Annotated in this window: 14 protein-coding genes; 3 read left to right on the plus strand and 11 right to left on the minus strand. The window is 60.3% G+C overall.

The features are described from left to right. Window positions 1-46: 46 nt before the first annotated feature. Both P2081_RS11520 and mce read right to left on the minus strand, forming a co-directional pair. On the minus strand, window positions 47-322 hold the full coding sequence (locus P2081_RS11520; protein ID WP_278923016.1) for a DUF1467 family protein: 276 nt from the start codon (window positions 320-322) through the stop codon (window positions 47-49). A 56-nt stretch (window positions 323-378) separates the two neighbouring features. Continuing rightward, complete coding sequence (gene mce, locus P2081_RS11525; RefSeq protein ID WP_278923017.1) at window positions 379-783, minus strand: methylmalonyl-CoA epimerase; 405 nt, start codon at window positions 781-783, stop codon at window positions 379-381. Between the two features lie 255 nt (window positions 784-1,038). Here mce and P2081_RS11530 point away from each other — a divergent pair, with 255 nt between their 5' ends. Continuing rightward, on the plus strand, window positions 1,039-1,758 hold the full coding sequence (locus tag P2081_RS11530; RefSeq protein WP_278923018.1) for a response regulator: 720 nt from the start codon (window positions 1,039-1,041) through the stop codon (window positions 1,756-1,758). 344 nt (window positions 1,759-2,102) lie between these two features. Here P2081_RS11530 and P2081_RS11535 read toward each other — a convergent pair whose 3' ends face one another. The 5 genes from P2081_RS11535 to P2081_RS11555 all read right to left on the minus strand — a co-directional run bounded on the left by P2081_RS11535 (window position 2,103) and on the right by P2081_RS11555 (window position 9,089). Then, window positions 2,103-3,353, minus strand: coding sequence for a DUF1501 domain-containing protein (locus P2081_RS11535; RefSeq protein WP_278923019.1), 1,251 nt, complete (start codon window positions 3,351-3,353; stop codon window positions 2,103-2,105). 38 nt (window positions 3,354-3,391) lie between these two features. Then, complete coding sequence (locus P2081_RS11540) at window positions 3,392-4,777, minus strand: DUF1800 domain-containing protein (protein ID WP_278923020.1); 1,386 nt, start codon at window positions 4,775-4,777, stop codon at window positions 3,392-3,394. Window positions 4,778-5,171: 394 nt separating this feature from the next. Further along, on the minus strand, window positions 5,172-7,025 hold the full coding sequence (gene aspS / locus P2081_RS11545; RefSeq protein ID WP_278923021.1) for an aspartate--tRNA ligase: 1,854 nt from the start codon (window positions 7,023-7,025) through the stop codon (window positions 5,172-5,174). Window positions 7,026-7,290: 265 nt separating this feature from the next. Then, window positions 7,291-7,965, minus strand: coding sequence for an aminotransferase class IV family protein (locus P2081_RS11550; RefSeq protein WP_278923022.1), 675 nt, complete (start codon window positions 7,963-7,965; stop codon window positions 7,291-7,293). After that, on the minus strand, window positions 7,908-9,089 hold the full coding sequence (locus P2081_RS11555) for an aminodeoxychorismate synthase component I (protein ID WP_278923023.1): 1,182 nt from the start codon (window positions 9,087-9,089) through the stop codon (window positions 7,908-7,910). Before P2081_RS11555 ends, P2081_RS11550 begins: the two co-directional genes overlap by 58 nt. Window positions 9,090-9,331: 242 nt before the next feature. Between P2081_RS11555 and carB the strand changes: the two genes are divergently transcribed. Next, the gene (carB, locus tag P2081_RS11560; protein ID WP_278923024.1) at window positions 9,332-12,688 is read left to right on the plus strand and encodes a carbamoyl-phosphate synthase large subunit; all 3,357 of its coding nucleotides are present in this window, start codon (window positions 9,332-9,334) and stop codon (window positions 12,686-12,688) included. 227 nt (window positions 12,689-12,915) lie between these two features. On the opposite strand, the gene P2081_RS11565 is transcribed toward carB, so the two are convergent. From P2081_RS11565 to P2081_RS11580, 4 genes are all read right to left on the minus strand, one after another. After that, on the minus strand, window positions 12,916-13,146 hold the full coding sequence (locus tag P2081_RS11565; protein ID WP_278923025.1) for a hypothetical protein: 231 nt from the start codon (window positions 13,144-13,146) through the stop codon (window positions 12,916-12,918). 91 nt (window positions 13,147-13,237) lie between these two features. Then, window positions 13,238-16,294 carry an efflux RND transporter permease subunit gene (locus tag P2081_RS11570; RefSeq protein WP_278923026.1) on the minus strand — a complete coding sequence of 1,019 codons (3,057 nt, stop codon included), beginning with the start codon at window positions 16,292-16,294 and terminating at the stop codon, window positions 13,238-13,240. Between the two features lie 10 nt (window positions 16,295-16,304). Further along, window positions 16,305-17,363, minus strand: coding sequence for an efflux RND transporter periplasmic adaptor subunit (locus tag P2081_RS11575; protein WP_278923135.1), 1,059 nt, complete (start codon window positions 17,361-17,363; stop codon window positions 16,305-16,307). Window positions 17,364-17,396: 33 nt separating this feature from the next. Further along, window positions 17,397-17,882 carry a MarR family winged helix-turn-helix transcriptional regulator gene (locus P2081_RS11580; protein WP_278923027.1) on the minus strand — a complete coding sequence of 162 codons (486 nt, stop codon included), beginning with the start codon at window positions 17,880-17,882 and terminating at the stop codon, window positions 17,397-17,399. A gap of 256 nt (window positions 17,883-18,138) precedes the next feature. On the opposite strand from P2081_RS11580, the gene P2081_RS11585 reads away from it, so the two are divergent. After that, on the plus strand, window positions 18,139-19,269 hold the full coding sequence (locus P2081_RS11585; RefSeq protein WP_278923028.1) for a beta-ketoacyl-ACP synthase III: 1,131 nt from the start codon (window positions 18,139-18,141) through the stop codon (window positions 19,267-19,269). Window positions 19,270-19,346 lie beyond the last annotated feature (77 nt).

Consider the following 19,346-nt stretch of genomic DNA (forward strand, 5'->3'; position numbering starts at 1 on the left):
CAGGTTACTGATTTGTCAGATTACAGCGACCCCGGTCCATCTCGGCTTAGACAGGGTCTGGCAGGCGATCAAACCAGTCAAAATCATTGACGCTGATCACCCCGGACAAAATGATGCCGGCAATCAGCATCCACAACAGACAGGAAACACCGGTGGTGATCAGCGCCTTCTGCTTGAGATAATGATTTTCGGGTGCGCCCGCATGGGTGCCGGGTGCGATCACCCCCTTGTCGCCCTGTGTTTCAATGCGGATCGGGATGATGACCAGAAAGGTCATGAACCAGATCACCGCGAACAAAACCAAACCGGATGTAATCGCCATTGTGCATCTTCCTTACGTGCATGCTGCCCCTCAGTCAGAGCAGGACCTACCTAATGTCAAACCTGTTCAAGTTCCACCAGACAGCCATTGAAATCTTTTGGGTGCAGGAACAAAACCGGCTTGCCATGGGCGCCGATCTTCGGCTCTCCGCCGCCCAGTACCCGCGCGCCTTCCGCCAGAAGGTGATCACGCGCGGCCAGGATATCGTCGACCTCATAGCAGATGTGATGAATGCCCCCGGCCGGATTCTTTTCCAGAAAGCCGTTGATAGGAGAGTTTTCGCCAAGCGGATACAGAAGTTCGATCTTGGTGTTTGGCAGTTCGATAAAGACAACCGTCACCCCGTGATCAGGTTCATCCTGAGGCGCGCCGACCTTGGCACCAAGCGTGCTGCGATACTGCGCCGATGCGGCCTCTAGGTCGGGAACGGCAATGGCGACGTGATTCAGGCGTCCAATCATGATCTGGCTTCTCCTTGGCGATGCGTTATGCTGCCATATGCACAAGTGCCGCCAGCCAGTGCAAGTGCGCCAATGCGCCCAGGTCGCCATATCACGCGGGGTTCCACCGCGCCCGTGCCATCCCTGCCCGCCAAACTGCGCCCTGTGCCGCTGTCTGCGCCCTGCCCCACTCTCTGCCACGGCTGGACGCTGTTAACTTTGAATTAGCCAATAATTTATAGCGTCAGCCTGTGTATCGCGGAAGGAGTATGAGTAATGGACGATTCGGAACTGTTTGCTGCCGCCCAAAGATTGCCAAATGCCCGCCGCCCCCTGTTGGGGCTGACCATTCTGGTCGTCGAAGACAGTCGCTATGCCTGCGAGGCACTGCGGTTGCTCTGCCTGCGCAGTGGCGCCCGTATTCGACGTGCCGATTGCCTGAAATCTGCCCGCCGTCACCTACAGGTCTACCGCCCCTCGGTGGTGATCACGGATGTTGGCCTGCCAGATGGCTCTGGTCTGGATCTCATCAGAGAAATGAACGCTGCGCGCCCAAGGGTCCGGATTGTCCTCGCCATTTCCGGCGATGAAGGCGTCGAAGAGGCCACGCTCAAGGCTGGTGCCGATGGCTTCATCGCCAAGCCGATCACCTCACTCGCGAGTTTTCAAAACGCCATCCTGTCGCGCCTTCCCTGTGACGACCAACCTAGCGGTCCTCGTCAGGTTAGCGCTGAAACCATAGAGCCAGATCTCCTTGCATTTATGGATGACATGGCCCATGCGGCGGACCTGTTGACCAACAGGGGCGAAGAAAAAACCCTGGATTATCTGGCACAGTTTGTCGGTGGTGTTGCCCGCAGCGCTGGCGATGCCCCCCTGGCCAAGGCCGCAGAAGACTTGGCCCGCGCCCGGTCGGAAGGTCGCCCTGTTGCCAGTGATGCTGCGCTGATGGCCGGACTGGTGCATAAACGACTGGAACAAAAGATCGCCATCTAATCATGCTGGAAGTTCTTGTCATTTCCCTGGCAACCCTTGCCATTGTTTTCTACCTGCAAGCACGACATTCAGCCCGGGCCATCCGCCGCAACCGTGCTCGGGCAGCCGATAGCGTGCAATCCTTGCTGATCCACCCCACGAAACGCTAGAATCTGTAGCGCAACACCGGGGACCGGTTTTGCGCACCTAAGACATGCGACACCACAAAAGCAGAGCCAGTCACGCGAATGCAAATTGGCGCCACGGACTCTGGTGTCAGTTCCTCTCATTCGGCTGCTGTCTGGCGCTATCTCAGCTGGCGGGCCGCTTGATCGGCAGGCGGGCTGGGCACCCAATCCCCAGTTTTACCGCAGAAATCCGGGGTCCTGCCCCATTTGCAGCCCCGGAAACACTGTGGTTTCCAGATCCCTCTGGCCTGTCGCTGTCAGCCCCCGCATGATCCAGGCGGTTGCCTCACGCACATCGCCCGTGGGCATCAGATCGCGGCGATTATACAGCGCCGCCTCCTCCAGCCCTGGCCAGCGCCCATAGACGCGCCCCCCCCGGATTGCCCCCCCGGCAAGAACCATCGCCCCCCCGGTGCCATGATCGGTGCCCCCGGTGCCGTTCTCGCGGACTGTACGGCCAAATTCTGTCATGGCAACAACTGCGGTTTTGTCCCAAACAGTTTCTCCAAGCTCTTGTTTTAGCGTTAAAATGCAATCACTCAGCCGTGTCAGGGCCGGTTTCAGAGATGCCTTCTGGCGGTTGTGCGTGTCCCAGCCATTCAGCGAGAACGACGCGATCCGGGTATCCCCACGCAACTGTTCCGCCGCAAAGCTGGCCAGCTTTACATGCGGCTTGCCGGGGGCCGGGCGAGGCATTTCCATCGCGCCTGCTGCCATATCTGCCATCATGTCGACCGCTTGCCCCCCAAAGGCGGGCGCCGCCGCTGCCGCTGCCGCGTCGCGTGACAGGGCCAGCGCTTCGGACAGGGCCGCCGAAAACAGCGGGTCTTCCTGCATCATCAGTGTCGCCAGTTGCTCCGCCTGCGGGCTAAGCGCCAGATCGGCATCCGGCGACCAGTCCGACACTGGCGCGGCCCCCTGCAACAGCCGCAGATCGCCATTGCCAATGGCAAATGCGGTGCGCGCGACCACCCCGGTTTGCACCTGCAACAGCCGGTTCAGCCAGCCATCGCGGCGCTCTCCCAGTCCAATGGTGCCCGCCTCCAGCAGATCCTGCCCGTCAAAATGGCTGCGCCGGTCGCGATAAGGGGTAGAAACCGCCTGCACAAAGCCCAGCTCTTGCTGCTGCCACAGGGGCATCAGCGGTGCCAGCGCCGGGTGCATCGCAAAAAAACCATCAAGATCAAGCCCGCCCGCCGCATCCGCGTTCTTGGCCTGCAACAAGCCGGGGCGCAGTCCGGCAAAGCCAGGATCACCATAGGGCCTGAGCACATCCAGCCCATCCATGCCGCCGCGCAGAATGATCACCACCAGACGCCGATCCCAGGGCGCGGCGGCAAAGCTCATCGGGGTGATCAGCGGGCTGGCTGCCAATGAACAGCCCAACAGGCCACTACGGGCAAGAAATTTACGACGTGAGAGCGTCATCTGCGATCTCCCTTTTGTAGCACCGGCCCCGTTTGGGCCTAGCGCCGTTGAAAACCTGGTGCACAGAGCACCAGACCAATGGCCTCGGCCCGGGTTTCGGCCGCCGATGCAACAAACCGCACCTGCGCATCAGCCCGCGCGCCCAGGCTTTGGCGGGCAAAGGCGTCGGGGTCAGGCAGAGTATCGAGCAGACGGCTGGGGGCAGACATAGACCAGCGCAGCCGCGCTGACAGCCCCTGTGGGGTAATCCAGGCCTCATCTGCCTCATCCCAGCCATCCGGCCCGCTCGGCGCCTGCCAGTTCTGACCCATGACTTTCAGCGGCACAAGAAAGCTCTGTCGGATGCGCTTGCCGTTCAGCCCGGACAGTGCAGCGGGTGACAGCGCCAGAGCGCGACAACTGGAGGCAATGAAATCAAAGGGGGGTTTTACATTCTGCAGCCCCGGTTCCCAGGCCAGCGGATGGGTCAACAACCGTTCATACAGCGCGCCGAGATGGCCGCCGCTGTCGCGGTAGCTGGCGGCAAGGTCCGCCACCAGGGCGGGGTCCGGGGCGTCGCGGGTGAAATGCACTGCCAGCTTCCAGGCAATGTGATCGGCTGTGGCCGGGTGCCGGGCCAGATCGCGCAGCGCCTGTAACACAGGCTCCAGCCCCGCGGTATCGCCGCCATAGCTCTGGCCCAGCACCTGCTCTGCGCCGGGTTCGGCCAGGGCCCTGCGAAAGACAAAACCGGATTTGACGCGATAGCTGAGCCCGGTGAACAGTTCCGCCAGTTGCCCAACGTCCGCCTGACTATAGGGGCCGTTCACCCCCACAGTGTGCAGCTCCAACACCTCGCGCGCCAGGTTTTCATTCAGCCCGCCACGCCCCCCCTGACGCCGCGAAGCCTGGCTGTGCGCCCCCTGAGAGTGGGTCTGATCAAGGTAGTGCAACATCAAGGGGCTGGTGACGGCAGCAATGAGAAGATCTTCGAACCTGCCAGTTATATTCGGGCGAATTGCACTTTCGACATAGCCATACCCCAGGGGCCGCATCGCCTGACCTTTGCCCTGAGCCGTGAAATGATCTGCCCAGAACAGCGTCAGTCGTTCCCGCAGGCCATCCCGGGTGGTGATCTGGCGCAACAACAGCTGGCGAAACCAGTGATCGCGCTGCTGCAAATGGCGGCGGCGATAGCGGCGAAAGGCCTCTTGGCTTTGCTCGCCCTCGGGCGTGCCCTGACTGCGCCGGGCCTCTTTGCGCATCTGGCGAAACCCCTGCACAGCCGCCAGGCCCGCTGTAGCGCCCGCGATGGGAAAGTGCTGCGACGCCAGATCCGGCCCCTGCAACTGCGCCAGCATCTGGTCGGCCGATCCTGGCGCAGGGATCCCTGGCGACAACCCACAGCCAAAGCGGATCGCTGCCAGTTCAGGATCATAGGGCATCGTATTCTCCCGACATGGTTCAGTATTGTAGCACCGAGCGCCGTAGTGTCTATCAGCGAGGGGGCCTGTCAGCCAGAGGGCCTGACTGACAGGCTACCCCCGACTTGCAGGCTTTGCACCACTGCATGGTCTCTTGCGCATCTTCCCGCCCATGCGCGTCTTTGCCCAAGACCGGTGATAGTTATGAGGGCCCTGCCGCGTTTGAATATAGGGGCTCTGCCCCCGCGCCCGGCGGGCGCTCCCCCGGGATATTTCAGGCCAAATGAAGTCGGCAAAGCGCACCCCGATGCCACTGTTGCTGAGAGGCGCTGGTAGGTCGATGCAGAAACACCCGGAAGAAACCTTCCGGGTGTCGTCGTTTTACAGAGCTGCAGGGACCACCGCGAGACGCGGCCTACTGGTCCTGGGGGATGACCCGCAGGCCCAGTTCCATCAACTGTTCAGACATTGGCTCACTTGGCGCCGACATCATCAGATCTTCGGCGCGCTGGTTCATCGGGAACATGATGACCTCGCGGATATTGGCCTCATCCGCCAGCAGCATCACCATCCGGTCAATGCCGGCAGCACAGCCACCGTGCGGCGGGGCGCCATATTGGAAGGCATTGACCATGCCGCCAAAGCGTTTTTCAACCTCGTCCTTGCCGTAGCCGGCGATTTCAAAGGCTTTGAACATGATTTCGGGACGGTGGTTCCGGATCGCACCCGAGACCAGCTCGTAGCCGTTGCAGGCCAGGTCATATTGGTAGCCGAGCACCTCAAGCGGGTTGCCCTCAAGCGCTTCCATTCCGCCCTGGGGCATCGAGAAAGGGTTGTGCTCGAAGTCGATCTTGCCGGTTTCCTCATCCGCTTCGTAGATCGGGAAGTCGACAACCCAGGCAAAGGCAAAGCGGTCCTTGTCGGTGAGGCCCAGTTCTTCGCCGATTACGTTGCGGGCGCGGCCAGCAACGCCTTCGAAGGCTTTGGGTTTGCCGCCGAGGAAGAAGGCGGCATCGCCCACGTCAAGGCCGAGCTGCTGGCGGATCGCTTCGGTGCGCTCGGGGCCGATGTTCTTGGCCAGGGGGCCTGCGGCCTCGCTGCCGAGGGTGATCTCGCCGGATTTGACCAGGGCGTTGACCTCTTTGACGGTGATGCCGCGCTCCTGGGCAATGCTGTCCGGCGACTGTTTGCGCCAGAAGATATAGCCCATGCCGGGCAGGCCTTCTTTTTGCGCAAAGGCGTTCATGCGGTCGCAGAACTTGCGGCTGCCGCCGGTGGGCGCCGGAATAGCGCGGATCTCGGTGCCTTCCTGTTCCAGCAGTTTGGCAAAGATGGCAAAGCCGGAACCGGCAAAATGTTCGGAGACCACCTGCATCTTGATCGGGTTGCGCAGGTCGGGCTTGTCCGAGCCATACCAAAGCGCCGCATCGCGGTAGGAGATCTGCGGCCAGTCTGTGTCAACCTTGCGACCACCGCCGAACTCTTCGAAGACGCCCTGCATCACTGGCTGGATGGTATCAAAGACATCCTGCTGGGTAACAAAGGACATTTCGAGGTCAAGCTGGTAGAAATCGGTGGGCGAGCGGTCGGCGCGCGGGTCTTCGTCCCGGAAACAAGGCGCGATCTGGAAGTATTTGTCAAAGCCCGAGACCATCATCAGCTGTTTGAACTGCTGCGGCGCCTGCGGCAGCGCGTAGAATTTGCCGGGATGCAGACGCGAGGGTACCAGGAAGTCACGCGCCCCTTCGGGGGAGGAGGCGGTGATGATGGGGGTTTGGTATTCGTTGAAGCCCTTGTTCCACATGCGCTTGCGGATTGACTGCACCATGTTGGAGCGCAAGAGCATGTTTGCCTGCATCTTCTCGCGGCGCAGGTCGAGGTAGCGATAGCGCAGGCGGGTTTCTTCCGGGTATTCCTGTTCGCCAAAGACCATCAGCGGCAGTTCTTCGGCTTTGCCCAGGACTTCGATGTCGCGGATGAAGACCTCGATCTCACCGGTGGGAAGCTTGTCATTGACCAGGCTTGCGTCGCGCGCCAGCACATTGCCGTCGATGCGGATACACCATTCGGAGCGCACCTTTTCGATCTCGGCAAAGACGGGGCTGTCAGGATCGGCCATCACCTGGGTAATGCCATAATGGTCACGCAGGTCGATGAACAGCAATCCGCCATGATCGCGGACACGATGGACCCAGCCGGAGAGGCGGACGGTGTCGCCCACGTTGGATTTGTTCAGTTCGGCGCAGGTATGGCTGCGATAGGCATGCATGGCGTGACCTTTCGGTATGCGGGTCTAGTCTTTGGGCGGGCCGTCATTCGGGATATGCGCGTTGGCGCTGGGAATTCGGCGCAAAATTCGTCTGGGCCGATACACAGGGTTGCGGCGCGCTTGTCAAGCAAAGCGCGACGTTTTCGCCGCAATCTGAAGATATACTGCCCCCGTCGTGCTGGTTCCCCGGCCAGGCCGGGCGGGGGACCAGCCCCGCAGTCGGGCTTTGGGGCCCAGCATCAGGACCATCCGACGGCATTCCGGATCACCGAGACGGCGCCACCACACCGGAAAAGATCGCACGGATCTCCCCCCGTAGGGAATTGCCCAGGGTGACAGCTTGCGCATCCCGCAAGTCCTGAAGCGTGACCACCTGCTCTGAAACCTGCTCTGCCTCCAACAGCTGCTGTCGCAGCACGCCGGGCAGCAAGCCAGATGAAAGGGGCGGCGTTACCCGGCGACCAGAGCGCAGTGTCACAAAGACATTCGTGATCGTGCCCTCGCAGAGCTCATCCCTTTCATTGAGAAACAGCATCTCATCCACCCCGGCAGGCAGAGTATTACGCACCGCATCATACAGCCGACGATGGGTGGTCTTGTGCAGCAGCCAGGCATCATCGGATCTGACTCTTTGTTTTGCCAGCGCAACAACCCAGGACTGCGGCGTGGGTGGCAACGGAACCGTGCTCAGCTCTACTGCGCCAGTTGCCGCCAGGGAGAGACGGCAGCGCAGGTCCTCTTCTGCCTGCAGCGCTTGCAAAGGTGCCATCTGGGCCCTTGGGTCAAAGGGAATGCCAAATACCCTGGCTGATCGCTGCAGCCGGTGCAGGTGATGCTGCAGCCCCCTGATCCCGCAGCCAGCCCGGTAACCAAAGGTTTCGATCAGGCGGAAATCGGCATCCTGGGCGATGGCGTCAGCTGGGCAAAACGGGCTTTCCATAGGGCTTCCTCATATTCCGACTGGGCGGTGCTGTCCCAGACAACGCCGCCACCAACGTTCAGGGTGGCGCGCCCCTCTTCGACCATCAAGGTGCGAATGGCCACGTTGAATTCAGAACTGCCATCCGGAGCCCGCCAGCCAATGCTGCCACAATAGATATCACGCGCCCAGGGTTCCAGATCGGACAGGATTTCCATCGCCCGGATTTTTGGCGCACCGGTGATAGAGCCGCAGGGAAACAGCGCCTGCAATATCTGCCCCAGCCCGACCCCCGGACGCAGCTGCGCCTGCACGGTCGAGACCATCTGATGCACCGTGGCATAGCTCTCGACCTCGAACAGTTCCGGCACCGAGACCGATCCCAGCTCGGCGATGCGCGAGATATCATTGCGCAGCAGATCGACGATCATCAGGTTCTCGGCGCGATTCTTTGCGTCCTGCTGCAAGAAGGCACGGGCCTGTGCGTCCTCGACCGGATCGGCACAGCGCGGTTGCGTGCCTTTCATCGGCCGCGTTTCGATCCGGCCCGCAGCATCGGTACGAAAGAACAGCTCCGGCGAGCGCGACAGCAGATCCGGCAACCCCTCTTGCAGAACCAGGGCGCCGTGACCGACCTGCTGGCGCGCCGCCAGCGCCGCGTAGAGATCGCTGGAACGGCCCGCAACACCCGCATCAATCGGAAAGGTCAGATTGGCCTGGTAGATATCGCCTGCCCCAATGGCGCGGTTCACTTCGCTATAGGCCCCGCTATAGCGTTCAAAATTCCAGCGCGGATGCAGCTCGCTCAGGCCTGCGGTGGAACTTTGAACGCTATGGTGCGGATGCGGCGATTGTTTCGCGCGCGAAACGCAGGTCGGCGGGTCAAAGACCCCAAAACACAACAACGGCAGACGCCGGTTCACCGGCAGACGCGCCACAAGGCTTGGCTCCAGCGCATAGCCGAGTTCATAGCTTGTATAGCCCGCCAGCCAATGGCCCTGACGGCCCACCGTCTCCAGATCTGCCAGCGCTTTTGGAACCTCGGCGACAGAATCAGCCCGGATCATGCGCAGGGGCGCGGCAAACAGCATCTCTTGCCCCATAGCCGCCTGTAGACGCGGCCCCTGATCAAAACGAATTTGCACGCCGCAGCCCCCGAATTCAGCCAAATCTCTTGCTGATGCTTATATCTGTACGCTATGCGAACAAAAGCAATAAAAGCGGCAATTCGATGCGCAACGCCGATCCCCCTTGCACCTTTTTGCGCTACCCCTATAACGCAGGACAATTTGGGCGCTTGGGGCTGCCCGACTCGCCTAACGATCTCTGAACGACCTGAGCAAACCGCTCGGGCCTGCCGCTCGCACATAACGAAGGAAGCTTACCCATGCCAAAAAGAACCGACATCCAGTCGATCATGATCATTGGTGCGGGGCCCATTATCATTGGGCAGGCCTGCGAATTCGACTATTCCGGTGCCCAGGCCTGCAAGGCCCTCAAGGAAGAGGGCTACCGGGTTATCCTGGTGAACTCCAACCCGGCCACCATCATGACCGACCCCGGTCTGGCGGATGCCACCTATATCGAACCAATCACCCCCGAAGTGGTTGCAAAGATCATCGAAAAAGAACGCCCCGACGCGCTGCTGCCCACCATGGGCGGCCAGACGGGACTCAACACCTCGCTGGCGCTGGAAGAAATGGGTGTGCTGGCGGAATTTGGCGTCGAGATGATTGGCGCCACGCGCGACGCCATTGAAATGGCCGAAGACCGTAAACTGTTCCGCGATGCGATGGATCGCCTGGGCATTGAAAACCCCCGCGCCACCATCGTCACCGCCCCCAAGCTGGAAGACGGCAAGGCCGACCTGAATGAAGGTGTGCGCATCGCGTTGGAAACGCTCGAAGATATCGGCTTGCCAGCGATCATCCGCCCCGCCTTTACCATGGGCGGCACCGGCGGTGGTGTTGCCTATAACCGCGAAGACTATGAACATTTCTGCCGCACCGGTATGGATGCCTCGCCGGTCAATCAGATCCTGGTTGATGAGAGCCTGCTGGGCTGGAAAGAATTTGAGATGGAGGTGGTCCGTGACAAGGCGGATAACGCCATCATCGTCTGCGCCATTGAAAACATCGACCCCATGGGCGTGCACACCGGCGATTCGATCACCGTGGCCCCGGCGCTGACGCTGACGGACAAAGAATACCAGATCATGCGGACCCATTCGATCAACGTGCTACGCGAGATCGGCGTCGAAACTGGCGGCTCCAACGTGCAATGGGCGGTGAACCCTGCCGATGGCCGTATGGTGGTCATCGAGATGAACCCGCGGGTGTCGCGTTCTTCGGCGCTGGCCTCCAAGGCGACCGGCTTCCCGATTGCCAAGATTGCCGCCAAACTGGCTGTGGGCTACACGCTGGACGAGTTGGACAATGACATCACCAAGGTCACACCGGCCTCGTTTGAGCCTTCGATCGACTATGTGGTCACCAAGATCCCCAAATTCGCCTTTGAAAAATTCCCCGGCTCCGAGCCCTATCTGACCACCGCGATGAAATCCGTGGGCGAAGCCATGTCGATTGGCCGCACCATCCACGAATCGATGCAAAAGGCGCTGGCCTCGATGGAATCGGGCCTCACCGGCTTTGATGAGATCGAAATCCCTGGTCTGACCATCGGCACCTGGGATATTGCCACCGACAAGGCCGCGGTGATCAAGGCGATCAGCCAGCAGACCCCGGACCGGCTGCGCACCATCGCCCAGGCGATGCGCCACGGTCTCAGCAATGATGAAATCCATGGTGTCACCAAATTTGACCCCTGGTTCCTGGATCGTATCCGCGAGATCGTCGAAGCCGAAGCAGAGGTGCGCAGCAACGGTCTGCCAAGCGATGAGAAGGCGCTGCGCCACCTCAAGATGCTTGGCTTTACCGATGCCCGTCTGGCCAACCTGACCAAAGCGAGCGAAAAATCCGTGCGCGATACACGGATTGCCAAAGGCGTGACTGCGGTGTTCAAGCGCATCGACACCTGCGCCGCCGAATTTGAGGCCCAGACCCCTTACATGTATTCCACCTATGAGGCCCCGATGATGGGCGACGTGGAATGCGAGGCGCGGCCCTCGGATCGCAAGAAGGTTGTCATTCTGGGCGGTGGTCCCAACCGGATTGGTCAGGGCATCGAGTTTGACTATTGCTGCTGCCACGCCTGCTACGCGCTGACGGACGCGGGCTATGAAACCATCATGGTCAACTGCAACCCGGAAACAGTTTCAACCGACTATGACACCTCGGATCGGCTGTATTTTGAACCGCTGACCTTTGAGCACGTGATGGAAATCCTGCGGGTTGAACAGGAAAATGGCAGCCTGCATGGCGTCATCGTTCAGTTTGGCGGCCAGACCCCGCTGAAACTGGCCAATGCGCTGGAGCAGGAAGGCATTCCAATCCTCGGCACCTCGCCCGATGCCATCGACCTGGCCGAAGACCGCGAGCGGTTCCAGGAACTGGTCAACAATCTGGGGTTGAAGCAGCCGCATAACGGCATTGCCTCGACTGATGAGCAAGCCCTGGAAATCGCCGAAGAAATCGGCTTTCCACTGGTGATCCGCCCCTCCTACGTGCTGGGGGGCCGGGCGATGGAAATCGTCCGCGATATGGATCAGCTGCGCCGCTACATCGCCGAGGCCGTGGTGGTTTCCGGCGACAGCCCGGTGCTGCTGGACAGCTATCTCTCTGGCGCGGTTGAACTGGACGTGGATGCGATCTGCGACGGCACCGACGTACATGTGGCAGGCATCATGCAGCATATCGAGGAGGCCGGCGTGCACTCGGGCGACAGTGCCTGTTCGCTGCCCCCCTACTCCCTGTCCAAGGATCTGATCGAAGAGATCAAGACCCAGACCTATGCGCTGGCCAAGGCGCTGAATGTTGTCGGCCTGATGAACATCCAGTTTGCCATCAAGGACGGTGAGATCTTCCTCATTGAGGTGAACCCACGCGCCAGCCGTACCGTGCCCTTTGTGGCCAAGGCCACCGACAGCGCCATCGCCTCCATTGCGGCGCGGGTGATGGCCGGCGAAAAGCTCACCGCCTTCCCGCACCGTGGCCCATACAAGCCCGATGCCGGCTATGATGTCGACACGCCAATGGCCGACCCGATGACCCTGGCCGATCCTGATATGCCCTGGTTCTCGGTGAAAGAAGCGGTGCTGCCCTTTGCCCGTTTCCCCGGCGTTGACACCATTCTGGGGCCAGAGATGCGCTCGACTGGTGAAGTCATGGGCTGGGACCGCGACTTCCCACGCGCCTTCCTCAAGGCGCAGATGGGAGCCGGCATGGTGCTGCCATCTGAGGGTCGTGCCTTTATCTCGATCAAAGACGACGACAAGGGCGCCCCGATGCTCGAGGCCGCCAATGTGCTGATCGAGCAAGGCTTTACCCTGATGGCCACCAGTGGCACCCACAAATGGCTGGAAGGCCATGGCGTCGCCTGTGATCTTGTCAACAAGGTCTATGAAGGCCGCCCGCATGTGGTGGACCTGCTGAAAGACGGCCATGTGCAGCTGCTCATGAACACCACCGAGGGTGCACAGGCTGTGGAAGACAGCAAGGAAATGCGCTCCGTCGCGCTTTATGACAAGATCCCCTACTTCACCACCGCCGCAGCCTCGAATGCAGCGGCGCTGGCGATCAAGGCCCAGGCCGAAGGCGATGTGGAAGTGAAGAGCCTACAGGGCTAGTTGACGCATTTTCAAAGCAGAAAACACAAAACCCCGGTTCATTGAGCCGGGGTTTCGTTTTTTGGCAGGTCCCAATCCTCGCCTTCAAAGCTTTGTGTAAATCGCGCGCCGTCAAGCGTATGCGTGCAGCAGGGGCACCAGGGCTTCATCTGATCCACCGTAAGCTCGGGATCAACCAGCGCAAGGCGATTGTCTTCCCCCACAAACAGGCCGCTGAAATAGGTGCTTTACCCCGTGCGCACGTAGCGTTCGCCATCCTCTGGCTGCAGCGCGACAAGCCGAAATATCGGTTCATCCTTGTCCAACCACGCCACCGCTTCGCTATAGATATCGTCCCAGTCCTGCCCAACCTTTGACAGCAAAAACTTATAAAGCGGCGTATGGTCCAATCCGTTGCATTTTTCGCACGCAGCCAAAGATACCAGCGAAGCCCCAAGAAAGGAAACTGCTCCCGCCATTCTTACCTGTGCGAACCATAGTGCATAGAAACAAGAAGGGCCGCGGTCTTCACCGCAGCCCCCAAGATGGTTTTGATAGAGCACAGCCCCATTATGCCGCCAGTGCCAGTGCCGCCTTCCGCTCTCGCTTCTCATCACGGGCAAAGAAGATCAGGTAGAACACCGGCGCCGCCACCAGGGTCAGCACCGTGGCAAAGGCCAGACCGCCCATGATGGTCACCGCCATGGAGACAAAAAAGGCATCCCACAGCAGCGGGATCATCCCCAAAATCGTCGTAACCGCCGCCAGCATGACCGGGCGCAGACGCGACACGGATGCCTCGACGATGGCCTCGCGCAGGGGTTTGCCCGTCTCGCGCACCAGGTCGATTTCTTCGACCAGAACGATGCCATTCTTGATCAGCATCCCCGACAGGCTGAGCAGGCCCAAAAGCGCGGTGAAGGTAAAGGGCAGACCGGTGCCAAGCAGGCCGACAACCACCCCGTTCACAGACATCGGCACCAAGAGCCAAATGATGATCGGCTGGCGCAGCGCGTTGAACAAGAGCACAGAGATCAGCACCATGATCAGCACCGTCACAGGCAGCTGCTTGCCCAGACTTTCATTGGCATCGCCCGAGCTTTCGTGCTCTCCGCCCCATTCCATGGCATAGCCAGGAGGCAGCGGCATTTCTTCAATGCTGGCCTGGATTTCGGAAAAGACCGTGGCGGCGGTCAAATCAACCGGAATATCGGCGCCCACCGTCAGGGTTGGCACCCGGTCGCGACGGTGCAGCAAGGTGTTTTCCAGCTTCAGATCGACGCCATCGATCATTTGTTCGATCGGCAGGAACTTCTGCGCGTTATTGGAATAGACCACCTGATCCATGATGTTATAGGCGCCATCGCGGGGGCGGCGAATGATGATGGGGATCAGCCGGTCCTGTTCGCGAAAGACCCCGGCCTGCAACCCATCGGTTGAAAACAACAGCGTGTCGGCAATGTCTTCGCGGGCGATGCCAGCGGTCTGGGCACGCTCGGTCGCATAGCGCGGTGTCAGTACCAGTTCCTGCTCGCGCCAGTCCTGCCGAGTATTCAGGATATTGGGCGAAGCGGCCTCCAGGCGGCGCTTGGCCTCTTCTCCCAGTTGACGCAGCACCTTTGGGTCCGGGCCCGAGAAGCGCACCTGGATGGGATCGCCGCCACCCGGCCCAAAGACAAGCCGCTTGGTCCGGAACTCGCCCTCGGGGAACTGCGCCTGTCCAAAGGCTTCCAGTTCTTGCTGCAGTGGCGGAATATCAGCCAGGCTGGCGGTGCGAATGATCATATGACCATAGCTTGGGTTAGGTTTCTCTGCGTTGTAGGTCAGCATGAAACGGGTGGCACCCTGCCCCACGAAAGTGGTGAAATCCACCACGTCTTCGCGCGTTTTCAGCCAGTCCTCAACCACGGCCAGATGCGCCGAAGTTGTTTCTATCGTGCTGCCCTGCGGCAGTTTGTAGTGCACGAAGAACAGCGGCGTATTGGCATCGGGAAAGAACTGCTGCTTGACGGTGCCAAAGGCGGCAAAGCACACCACCGTCAGGCCAAACAGCCCCACGACCACCAGCCAACGCAGCTTTAGCGAGATCCGCAGCAAGCTACCATAGGCGCGAAACAACAGTCCGCCATAGGCATCCGTGTCGTCGCCATCGCCCTGTTTGAAGAAATAATGCCCCAAGAGCGGCGTCGCGGTCAGCGCCAGAAGCCAGCTCAGCAACAGGGAAATGCCAATCACCGCAAAGAGCGAGAACAGGAATTCACCGGCGGAATCCGGACTTAGCCCAATGCCTGCAAAGGCCATGATGCCAATCACCGTCGCCCCCAGAAGCGGAATCTGCGTCTTGGCGGCCGCATCATGGGCCGCCGCACGGGAATCGCGGCCGCGCTGCATGGAAATCTGCATGCCTTCGGCCACCACAATGGCGTTATCCACCAACATCCCCATGGCGATAATCAGCGCCCCCAGCGAGATCCGCTCCATTTCAATGGAAAACAGGTTCATGAACAAAAGCGTGCCCACCACAGTCAGCAACAGGGTTGTGCCCACAACCACAGCCGCCCGCCAGCCCATGAACAGGGCCAGCACCGCAACCACAATCGCCACCGAGGTCGCAAGATTGACAAGAAAGTCATTGGAAGCCTGATCCACCACCAGATGCTGCTGATAGATCGGCAGCAGCTCTACCCCAAAGGGGATCTGCCGGTCCAGCGCGGCCAGACGATCATCGACCCGTGTGCCCACTTCGACGATATTTTCACTGGCAAGGCCGGCAATGCCAAGGGTGAAGGCTTCGACCCCGTTGAACCGGATCATCAGGTCGGGATTGCTGGTACGGCCACGAAAGACCTTGGCCATATCAACCACATTGATCACCTCGCCCTGGGCGCCAATCGACAGGCCGGCGATTTCCGACACGGTATCTGATCCGGCCGGGGCGCTGATGCGGGTCTCGGACTGTCCGGCATCAAGAAACCCGCCAGAACGTACAGTATTGGAGGTGGCGATAGAACCGGCGATGGCATTGATAGAGATGTTCTGATTGACCGAAATCGCCATATCAGGTTCGACAAAAACCGCCTCTTCCGGCAGGCCGGCAATCTCGACATCCGCGACCCCGTCCACCGCCAGCAGTTCTCGCCGCAAAAAGGTGGCCAGTTCGTGTTTTTCGGCGTCGGTATAGCCCTCGGTGGTAACTGCATAAAACAGGCCAAAGACATCGCCGAAACTGTCGTTCACAAAGGGCTGGGAAACCCCATCGGGCAACCCGCGCGCCGCGTCGCGAATATTGGCCCGCAGATCGGTCCAGATCGCAGGCAATTCACTGCCATCATAGATGTCTTGCATTTCCACTTCGATCAGCGAACTGCCGGGGCGATTGATCGAGGTGATGGTCTTTACCTCGCCCATTTTCTGGATCGCTGATTCCAGTGGCTCAGTCACCTCGCGGGCGACCTGCTCGGCGCTGGCGCCGGGATAGGCCGTGATGATGACCGCCTGTTTGATGGTAAAGGCCGGGTCTTCCAGGCGGCCCAGGTTCAGGAACCCCCATATGCCGCCCAGCAGGGCCACCAGCATAATGATCCAAGTATAAAGTGGCCGATTGATCGAGGCGCGTGCAATATCCATGTTCCGGGCCTCAGCTCGCAAAACCGGCAAACCGGCGGACCGATTGACCGTCGGTCAGCGCATTGCCACCGGTGGCAACGATCTCTTCGCCGCCGTCCAGACCAGAGGAAATGGCGAAATCGCCGTTCTGCGTCGCCTGCAGCTCTACTGCGACCCAGTTGACCACCCCGGTCTCGCCACCCTTGGGGGAAAAGACCATGACGCCAACTTCGCCCGCCGCAGAGGTCACAATCGCAGTGCCCGGCACCAGGATGCCCCGCTCGCCGGTGTCCACCTTGATCCGCACCGAGGCCGAGGCCCCCGGCAGGATTTCTCGCCCCTCTGGCGGGGTCATACGAAAGGTCACCCGGAAGGTCTGGCCGATATTGCTGGCTTCGGCCTTGAATTCAAGGATCTCCAGAGGAAATTCCTCGTCGCTGCCGGGAAAGCGCGCGGTGGTCGAAACGTCGTCGCCACGATCCGCCCGCTGGAACAGGATCTCTGGCACGTCGACTTCGATATGCAGCACCGACATGTCATGCAGGCGCACAATCGGCACCCCGGCAGATACGGTGGTGAAATTCTCAACTTCGCGGGTGGAAACCAACGCCTCGAACGGGGCGTTCAAGGTGGCATGACGCAGTTCATACTCGGCATTGCGCAGCGCCACCCGTGCCAGCCCCGCCTGGGTTGTGGCATCTTCGATCGACACCGCGCTTACCGTACCTTTCAGCCGCTCCAGCCGGTGAACCGTCCGATCCGCCTGTTCCTTTTGCAGCCGCGCCTGTTCCAGGTTCAGTTCAAAGGGTTCCAGATCAAGCTGCGCAATCAATTGCCCCTTGGGCACGATATAGCCTTCGGCCACCGGGAAGCGCATCACCTGGCCAGGCACCTGAAAGGCCAGATCAACCGTCTGCTGGGCGGCCACCTGGCCAAAGAACTGCCGTTCCAGCAACCGGGTGCCCGACTGGGTTGTCAGCAGTTTCACCGGTTTGAGCACCTCTTCCGCCTGTGCCGGCACCGCCAGGGCCAGCCCAGATATTGCCACACTGGAAACCGCCAGGGCAGTACCTGTCAAAACCGGCACCATCGCCACGGCTAATTTTTGCAATAGCTGCATCTTCTACCTTTCTGTGCCAAGCAGCTGGTCACCAGCGCCTAGAATGTTCTCTTGTATCTTGTCGGAAAGTTCCGCGAATTGGCCTATCTCATCCGGGGTCAGCCCGCTGATCTGGCGCAGGGTCCGCCCGGCGCGATCCTCTAGAGCGCTGCGCATCAGGCGCCCCTTTTCGGTCAGTTGCAGCTGCAGGGCACGCCGATCCTGCGGATCACGCTGGCGCTGCGCCAGCCCCTCTTGTTCCAGCCGGTCCGCCGCCAGGGTCACGCTGGAGGGCACCAGCAAGAGCGTTTTTGCCAGCTCTCCCATACGGCGCGGGCAATCGAGCTGCATCAGCAGATAGCACTCCATGCGGCCAAGCCCGGCACCAAGCCCCTGCTGTTCAAAGGCCTCTTCCATCCGCAGATGCAAGGCCAGGACGCCCCGCAGCGCCCGCATTTCCGGCGTCAGCATCACCTTGGCAGGCTGACTGGGTTGATCCGCGCGCGACAAGGCAGGCCCGCTGGCAGCACCAGCCCCTGAAGGCAGAGAGGATTTTGGTGAGGACGGTGACATCTGGCTCCAGGCGGCAAAGAAGTGATTCCCTCTGACATACTTCAGCCAATGAACCTTTCATGTGATGAAGTTCACACTTCTTTGTTCGGCGCCCATCTTTGTGCGCCCCCTTCGCGGAACCTGTCGTAAACCTTGACCTTTGGCACAAAAAAGCGGCACAACTGCGGGGTTTCATCCCCATAGGTCCAAAGCCATGTACACAGCCGCCATCACCGGCACCGGGGTTTTCACCCCCTCGCAAGTCATCACCAATGCCGAACTGGTTGAGGCCTTCAATGCCTATGCCGACCGGATCAACGCCGAAAACGCCGAGGCCATTGCCGCAGGCGACGTTGAACCGCTGCAGCATTCCTCGGAGGAGTTCATCTTCAAGGCCTCTGGGATCGAACAGCGCTATGTCATGGACAAGACCGGGGTGCTTAACCCGGATATCATGTATCCACAGCTGCGCCAGCGCGACGACGCTGAGCCGGGCATCCTAGCCGAAATGGCACTGGACGCAGCCCAAAAGGCGCTGGCCCAGGCGGGCAAGACCGCTGAAGATGTCGATCTGGTGATCTGCGCCGCCTCTAACCTAGAGCGCGCCTATCCGGCAGTTGCGATTGAAATCCAGGATCTTCTGGGGATCAAGGGTTTTGCCTTTGACATGAATGTCGCCTGTTCTTCGGCCACTTTTGGCATTCAGACTGCCGCCGATATGATCCGCTCTGGCAGCATTCGTTCGGCCCTGGTTGTGAACCCCGAAATCTGTTCCGGCCATCTGGAATGGCGCGACCGCGATTGCCATTTTATCTTTGGCGATGTGGCAACAGCAACCCTGCTGGAGCGGATCGAAGACGCCAAGGGCGATCATTTTGAGGTGATTTCAACCCGCTGTGCCACTGAATTTTCCAACAACATCCGCAACAACAACGGTTTCCTGCGGCGCTCTCGCCCTGATGGGGTGAAAGACCGGCGCGATATGCAGTTCATGCAAAACGGGCGCAAGGTCTTCAAGGAAGTGCTGCCAATGGTCAGCCAGCACATCGCCGCCCATATGGCGGATGAAGGCATTCAGAGCGACGCGCTAAAGCGGCTGTGGTTGCATCAAGCCAATAAGTCCATGAATGATTTCATCGGCAAAAAGGCCCTTGGCCGCACCCCACAGCCGGGGGAACAACCCAATATCCTGCAGGACTATGCCAATACCTCTTCTGCCGGGTCGATCATTGCCTTTGCCAAATATTCGCAAGATCTGGCCGAGGGAGATCTGGGGCTGATCTGTTCGTTTGGCGCGGGCTATTCCGTGGGATCGGTTCTGCTGCGGCGCCACCACGGCAGCTAAGCAGGCAGGCCGATACAGAAGAAGGCAGCCAAGGCCCCGCAATCAAAGCGGTCTGGCCTTGGCCTAGCCCCTGGCCC

It is taken from the genome of Pseudophaeobacter profundi, from assembly GCF_029697505.1.
Taxonomy (GTDB): domain Bacteria; phylum Pseudomonadota; class Alphaproteobacteria; order Rhodobacterales; family Rhodobacteraceae; genus Pseudophaeobacter; species Pseudophaeobacter profundi.